The following is a 7,264-nucleotide window of genomic DNA, read 5'->3' as shown; positions in this document are numbered from 1 at the left end:
GAGGGCTTCTCGCTCGAGTTGAAGCGGCTGTCGCACAAGTTCGAAGTCTTCCTGCACGAGTTAGAGCCGCTCCCGCACAAGTTTGAAGTCTTCCTGCACGAGTCAGCGTTGCTCTCGCACAAGTTTGAGGACTTCTCGCTCGAGTTGAGGCGGCTGCCGCTCAAGTTCAAGCGCTTGCCGCACGAATTAGGGCGGTTCTCACACGAATCAGCGTAGCTGTCGCACAAGTCTGAGCGCCTCCTGCATGAGTCGAGACGGTTCCTGCACAAGTTGATGCAACGCTCGCCCGAGTCCAAAACCATTTAGATTGAAGATTTTTGGCCAAAGCCAAAAATTCCCCATTACAAAGAACAATAAGGAAGGTTTTCGGCGGCGGCCGAAAACCAACTTTCTTGATAGAATACTGTATCTTTGTCTGCCCTTCCTAATCACTCGCTCTTAAAAAATTAAAACTATACTTAAATAGAGCAGGATTTTTCTATATAATAGATGTTAGAGGGTTCGAGACCATCCCCTCTTTAATAAAAACTAAGGGAGTTGAAGAACAATGGAAAAAGCAGTAGTTGTCTTTAGTGGCGGTCAGGATTCTACCACATGCTTGTTTTGGGCATTGGAAAAATTCGATGAGGTTGAAACCGTCACTTTTATTTATGGTCAGAGAAATGATTCAGAGATTGATGCATCAACGCAGATTGCAGGTGATTTAAACGTCAAACAGACATTTATAAATGTATCTGAATTAAATCAGTTGACTGTAAATGCCATGACAAGACCAGAAATGGAAATAGACGAAAGTGGAACGTATCCTAACACGTTTGTTGATGGGAGAAATCATATTTTCTTATCATATGCCGCTATTTATGCTAAAAGTATTGGCGCAAACAACGTTATAACTGGTGTGAGCGAAACAGATTTCAGCGGTTATCCAGATTGCAGAAACGATTTTATTCAGTCGTTAAATGAAACGTTAAACCTTGCGATGGATTACGCTTTTAAAATTCATACACCACTTATGACGTTAAATAAGGCAGAAACGTGGAAACTTGCAGATGACATGGACGCCTTTCATTACATTCGCGAACATACCGTAACATGCTATGAAGGCGTAAAAGGAGACGGCTGTGGCGAATGCCCTTCCTGTAAATTGCGAAACGAAGGATTGAAAAAATATCAGGAGGGTCATTCTTTATGATCAACAGCTCTCAAGATAACAACGTCGGTAAATTAATCATATTTTCAATGATTTTCGTGTCAGGTTTATTATTATCGAACATCATGGGTCAAAAAGTGATCGATGTATTTGGCATCGTATTGACTGTCGGGATCTTTGCTTACCCCGTAACGTTTCTGATGACTGATACGATTTCAGAGGTTTGGGGGAAAGACGTTGCACAAAAAGTTGTGATAGGCGGATTTGTTGCCAATATCATTATGGTTATTGGTCTCTATCTTTCAACACTTCCAGCAGCAATACCAGACCAGTATCCATTCGGTGAAGAATACGCATTGATACTTGCAGGTGTACCGCGCATTACACTTGCATCATTAGCAGCATATTTAGTCAGTCAGTTTGTGGACGTCAATCTTTTCCACTTTATCAAGAAGAAAACAAACGGAAAGCATCTATGGCTACGCAATAACGCGAGCACAATGGTAAGCCAGATGCTGGACACAATCGTATTCATTGTTGTGGCATTTGCGGGCACTATGCCAGTGAGCGCGATGATAAGTATGATGGCAGCACAGTATTTCATTAAGTTCTTATTTGCCATGATTGACACGCCATTTGTCTACATTTTAGTGAACTGGGCGAAAGGTGTGCGAAACACTCAGGGGGAAAGATCCAGTGCTATAGGGTAAGGATTATCGTAGCGGATAGGACGCAGGAGATAAAAGAGACAATGGAACTCCCGGCTTTGGCCGGGAGCTTCTTCTTGGTTTTGGTGGGTGGTGGATGGTGGATTTTCGGCTGGGGCCGAAAATCGTCGTTCTTGGTGGGGTTGGACTGCACGAGTTGGGCTGGTTGCTGCACAAGATTGGTCGGATCTCGCACATGTTGAGGTGGCACTTGCACAAGTTCGAGCGCTTCCCGCAGGAGTTGAGGCCGCTCTCGCACAAGTTCGAAGCTTTCTCGCACGAGTTAGAGCCGCTCCCGCACAAGTTCGGTCGCTTCTTACACAAGTTGACGACGCTTCCGCACAAGTTCGAGCGCTTCTTACACAAGTTGACGACGCTTCCGCACAAGTTCGAGCGCTTCTTACACAAGTTGACGACGCTTCCGCACAAGTCCAAGCGTTTCCCGCACGAGTCGAGACACTTCCTGCACAAGTTTATGAGCCTCCCGTCCGGGTCCAAACGATTTTATTGAAGATTTTTGGCACAAGCCAAAAATCAACTATAACAAATAACAATAAGGAAGGTTTTCGGCTGCCGCCGAAAACCAACATCCTTGATTTAATGCTGCCTCGATTGATTAGACCGCACGTTCATTCATTGTCCTCCCACCCGAATCAACACTCGCCCTTAAAAAGATGATTTTCGGTCACAGCCGAAAATCGTCATTCTGGATCGGCTGCTGTGGGGGCATAACTCCATTAAAGCCATTGCTGTGCTATGATTTCCTGACTAATAACATCTGCTGTTATCTCATCCTTTTTTACATCAGCGATGAAAGTTGCAAACAATAGTGGGACTTCGGCAAACATAGCCCAAAAAGCCTTAAATTCTTTGCTTCCTCAGACTTCCTATTCGCAGACAAAACAGTACAACAGTCTGTCTTTCTTAATTTCCCTTTTAAAAAGTTGCTAAAATGGTGAATCATAGGGTATTATACAAGTAGAAACTCATATTATAAAAAAAGAGACGAAGTGGGCTAACACTTCGACTCTTGCAACATATCCGCTGGGGTACGGCCACTGTGGGATATAAGGAAAAATCCACCCAACATCGTGCACAGTGAGAGATGGGTGGATTTATTTTTTGTTGTTCATTTTGTCTACTATTGTAACCATAAGGTTGACCAAAGCTACGATGAAGATTCCTGCACGAGTTGGAGCTGCTCTCGCTCAAGTCCAAGCGCTTCCCGCACGAGTTGAGGCGACTCTCGCACAAGTTCAAGTGCCTATCGCACGTGTTAGAGGCGCTTTCGCACAAGTTTAAGGGCTTCCTGCACAAGATGAGGACGCTTTCGCACAAGTCCAGGCGTCTCCCGCACGAGTTAAAACCGCTTCCGCACAAGTCCAAGCGTTTCCCGCACGAGTCGAGACACTTCCTGCACAAGTTTATGAGCCTCTCGCCCAGGTCCAAACGATTTTATTGAAAATTTTTGGCACAAGCGAAAAATCCACTATAACAAATAACAATAAGGAAGGTTTTCGGCAGCCGCCGAAAACCAACATCCTTGATTTAATGCTGTCTGGATCGATTAGACCCCACGTCCGATCGCTCCACATCCCTACATAACCAACACTCGCCCCCTAAATAAAGAAGATTTTCGGCCACAGCCGAAAATCCTCATCATTCATCTATTTCTTTCAGGACCGCTCCAACCAACGGATCCCCCGCTTCCAAGCCGGAGATGGATTGAAGTGTCTTTTCATAGCCTTGTTCAGCGATCATTTTCTGAAGCTTAACTGCCTCTTCATCATTTTCATCGTGATATTGCAATGCTGCCGCAATAGTTTTCGCCAAATTCACCGGCGCTTCCCCGGTCAAATCTAAATAGAGACTTGCCGGACGTATCAGGCGGTCACGCGCACCGAGCTTGCGGATTGGGCCGCGGCCGACGCGGGTGACGTCATCTGAAATATGGGGATTCTTAAACCGTTTGATGATTTTCTCGATATAGTCCTCATGTTCTTCTCTGTCAAATCCATATGTCCGAATGAGCGCCTCGCCTGATTCGTGCAATGCGCCTTCGATAATTTCCTGTACGGTCTGATCCTGCATCGCTTCATAGATCGTGGCATAGCCCAACGCGTGGCCAATATAGGCAGGGACCGCGTGGCCGGTGTTGACGGTGAACAGTTTCCGCTCAATATATGGTTTTAGATCATCGACATACGTAATGCCGTCGATGGGTGGTTTGTCGCCTTTGATCGCGGTTTGCTCGACTACCCATTCATAATATGGCTCGACGGACACTTGCAGCATATCCGCATTTGACTGGTTGGGCACAATCCGATCCACCGCTGCATCCGGGAACCCGAACACATCAGCACATGCGGTCTGTTCTTCTTCAGATAAATGCGCAAACACATTTTCTTTCAAAACAGTACTGCCGCCGACCATGTTTTCACAAGCGATCACGTTCAAAGGCTGTTTGCTTGTTTCCAGACGTTTACAAAGTCCTTTGGCAATCAGTTCTGAAATCGCCGGCAAAATATTGGGTCCGACCGCTGTGGTGACAACGTCTGCTTGTTTAATGGCGTCGATGACCTCATCCGGATTGGTCACGCTGTTGATGCCCGACACATTTTTGACGGTCAATGTTTCGCTGTTTTCCGCAGCCAGCACGACATCGTATTGCTGGCGGTCATTTATTTCGCTGATCATGGCATCATTCACATCGACAAATGTCGTGTGATAGCCTGCCTCATATAATAAAGCCCCGATGAAGCCCCGGCCGATATTGCCGGCACCAAAATGTACAGCTTCCATTTAGTTCACCTCATCGAACAGATCAATGATGTCTTCCTCTGATGTTGCATCAACGATTTTTTGGATGTTTTCTTCCTCGGCGCAGACAATCGCGATTTTTGATAGTACATCCAAATGTTCATTTTCTTTCCCGGCGATGCCAATCAATACTTTCACCGTGTTGCCATCAAAGTCGACGCCATCAGGTACGGTGACAACGGACAGCCCTGTTTCCTGAACTAAGTCTCTGGCATCTTCTGTGCCATGCGGAATCGCAACATAATTTCCCATAAACGTGGACGTTACTTCTTCGCGTTCCAGCATTTTATCGATATAGGCCTCCTGCACATAGCCATTGTCAGCCAGGATTTTGCCTGTATATCGGACCGCTTCCTCTTTGCTGTTCAATGATTGATTCAAATGAATATTCGCTTTCGTTAAGATATCTTTTGCCATAGCGTGATGCACTCCTTACATAATATTTTCATTTAGCCATTTATAAAAATGTTTTGACAGGTGCTCCTCGATTCGGTCTACATTCCCGGACTCGAGCGTCTGGATACTTTCCTCTTCTATAATCAGACTGCTGAGGTAGCTTAGCGCCTCCAGCACTTCCTGATCTGCATCGGCTGGTGCTAGCATCAGCAGCAGTGTGTTCATCATCATATCGGAACCGTCCATACTTTTTATGGTGATAGGCGAATCCAGTGTATAAACGGTAAAACTCGGCTGCATGACATCAGCTGTCCGTGTATGAAAAAGCGCCAGATGTGATCCTGGAATGCCGAGCCCGCTCTTCGCCTGCCTGTCGATTAAGACGCGTTTGACATTTCCCGGATCTCGTATGACGCTGCTTCCCGCCAGTTGTTCGCACGCTTCCTGCAAAAGGCTTTCCAGCGACATGTTCCCTGACAAATGCTTAACGTCAAGTGACTTCAGCACATCCAGGATCGCCGCTAAATAGCCTTGAGTCACTTCTAGCTTTTGTCGGCTATTTGATTGCTGTTTCATCTGCTTATAAGGCTGTTTAAATACAGTGGCTTTTCGTTTCCGGATCGCCCGTTTCACCTCGTCCGCTTCCGGTTTGGTCAGCATAGGCGAGGTCAGGATATAATCATCTGCCGCTTCATCCAGCGGGATCGTGGATACGATGATATCATAGTTATCTGTTTCGGTTCGTTCCAGATCAAACATCGATTTGTTTTCCACTTGCTTAATCTCCGGAATCTGCTGCTTCAGCTTAGTTGCCAGCATTTTCGCAGTCCCAATGCCGCTTGAGCAAATGACCAGCGCCCGCATGCTCGCATCCGTTTCATCGTGCAACAGGATCGCGGCAAAATGAAGCACCAGATAGGCGACTTCATCTTCCGGAAAAGCCATGTCCGGGAAGACGTCATTCACGGCATCCTGAACGATTGTAAATAAGTCATTGTAATCACTTCTTATCTCATCCAGCATTGGATTGCTGATCGTTAATCCTTTTTTGAGCCTGTAGATGGACGGCTTCAAATGAGCGACGAGATCATTCAGCAGCGTGATGTTGTAGGTTAAGTCTTTTCCCAGATGACTGCTGACAAACTCGATGATCGCTTTTGCCTGATAGGCCACATCAAGACTCGAATCTTCTATCACATAATGCTGGTCCACCCTTAGTTTCGCGCCCATTAAGTGCATGGTGATATAGCCAATCTCATCAGTTGGAATCGTCATATCGAGATCATTTTCAAGGTCATGGATCAGTTTTTTAGCGATAGTGTACTCATTCGTCTCGCTGATTTCACGCAAATATTCCCGATCAAATTCGATCGTGTCGCCTTTTTGTAGCCGCTCAATGGCCAAAGCCAGGTGAACAACCAGCCCGATATAGGCACTGTCCGCCAGATCATAACGCAGCTCATCCCTCGCTTGAACCACACGTTGTTCAATAATGCTTAATTTCTCAGGATTGACCAGCCCGAGCAGTCGATCGGATATGGCATTCATCGTAGGGGCTTGTGTCCGCTGTTTTAAAAATGACACCATCTCGGATGTATTCACGTGCTCGGAAATTAGACTGCTGATTGCCGCACGCTTATCAGCTTCCCTGCCTTCAATCCGGACACCGTAGCCCCTTCTTCTAATCAATTGGAGTTTGTGATGGACAAGTTTCATCTCCAGCTGATCCAAATCATGACTGACTGTTGCCGTTGTCACGTTCAAATTTGCCGCAAGGGTGAACAGTTTGACCGGCTCATCCGTCTCCAGAAGCGTTGATAAAATAATCGTCTGCCGTTCTTCCGGTGTAAACTCGGACCACGATGTTTCCGTGATTTCTGTGAGTAGGTGTTTTTTGTCAGCCTCTAAGCCGGAAATCTGCAGGCCGACACCTGATTGCTTATGCAGCTCCAGGTTGTAATCGAACAAAATCCGCTCAATATTGCTTAAATCCCTCTGGACGGTGCGCTCACTGACATCAAGCTTATCAGCGATTGTTCTAATCGTGACAGCTTCCTGAGCCTCCAATAAATGTTCAAGCATTTTACGCTCACGGCCTGTCAGATACAAACGGCTCACCTCCCTTGCAAATGAATACTTTCGGCAGGCGCCGAAAGTCAACTTATTGATGTGGCGCTCGCTCGATTGGGGC

Annotated in this window: 8 protein-coding genes; 4 read left to right on the top strand and 4 right to left on the bottom strand. The window is 46.3% G+C overall.

Features of this window, described 5'->3' with window-relative positions; all coding sequences use genetic code 11:
* The 4 genes from ON01_RS19575 to ON01_RS14190 form a co-directional block, all read left to right on the top strand.
* Positions 1–216: hypothetical protein (locus tag ON01_RS19575; RefSeq protein WP_010531734.1), on the top strand; the 216-nt coding region annotated here is incomplete at its 5' end.
* Between the two features lie 331 nt (positions 217–547).
* Entirely contained in the window at positions 548–1,192 is a 645-nt protein-coding gene (gene queC / locus ON01_RS14200; protein ID WP_010531733.1) for a 7-cyano-7-deazaguanine synthase QueC, read from the top strand.
* Positions 1,189–1,860 carry a queuosine precursor transporter gene (locus tag ON01_RS14195; RefSeq protein WP_010531732.1) on the top strand — a complete coding sequence of 224 codons (672 nt, stop codon included), beginning with the start codon at positions 1,189–1,191 and terminating at the stop codon, positions 1,858–1,860. The genes queC and ON01_RS14195 overlap by 4 nt, the downstream gene beginning before the upstream one ends.
* A 94-nt stretch (positions 1,861–1,954) precedes the next feature.
* A complete protein-coding gene (locus ON01_RS14190; protein ID WP_138919798.1) occupies positions 1,955–2,368 on the top strand; it encodes a hypothetical protein in 414 nt (137 codons plus the stop codon).
* 604 nt (positions 2,369–2,972) lie between these two features.
* On the opposite strand, the gene ON01_RS20245 is transcribed toward ON01_RS14190, so the two are convergent.
* The 4 genes from ON01_RS20245 to ON01_RS14170 form a co-directional block, all read right to left on the bottom strand.
* On the bottom strand, positions 2,973–3,038 hold the full coding sequence (locus tag ON01_RS20245) for a putative holin-like toxin (protein WP_425357512.1): 66 nt from the start codon (positions 3,036–3,038) through the stop codon (positions 2,973–2,975).
* A gap of 478 nt (positions 3,039–3,516) precedes the next feature.
* Entirely contained in the window at positions 3,517–4,659 is a 1,143-nt protein-coding gene (locus ON01_RS14180) for a mannitol-1-phosphate 5-dehydrogenase (RefSeq protein WP_010531730.1), read from the bottom strand.
* A complete protein-coding gene (locus ON01_RS14175; RefSeq protein ID WP_010531729.1) occupies positions 4,660–5,094 on the bottom strand; it encodes a PTS mannitol transporter subunit IIA in 435 nt (144 codons plus the stop codon).
* 15 nt (positions 5,095–5,109) lie between these two features.
* Positions 5,110–7,191, bottom strand: a complete 2,082-nt coding sequence (locus ON01_RS14170) for a BglG family transcription antiterminator (protein ID WP_245545011.1) — start codon at positions 7,189–7,191, stop codon at positions 5,110–5,112.
* Between the last annotated feature and the right edge of the window lie 73 nt (positions 7,192–7,264).

It is taken from the genome of Lentibacillus jeotgali, assembly GCF_000224785.1.
Lineage (GTDB): Bacteria > Bacillota > Bacilli > Bacillales > Amphibacillaceae > Lentibacillus > Lentibacillus jeotgali.
This window is presented reverse-complemented; position numbering and strand designations above follow the sequence as displayed.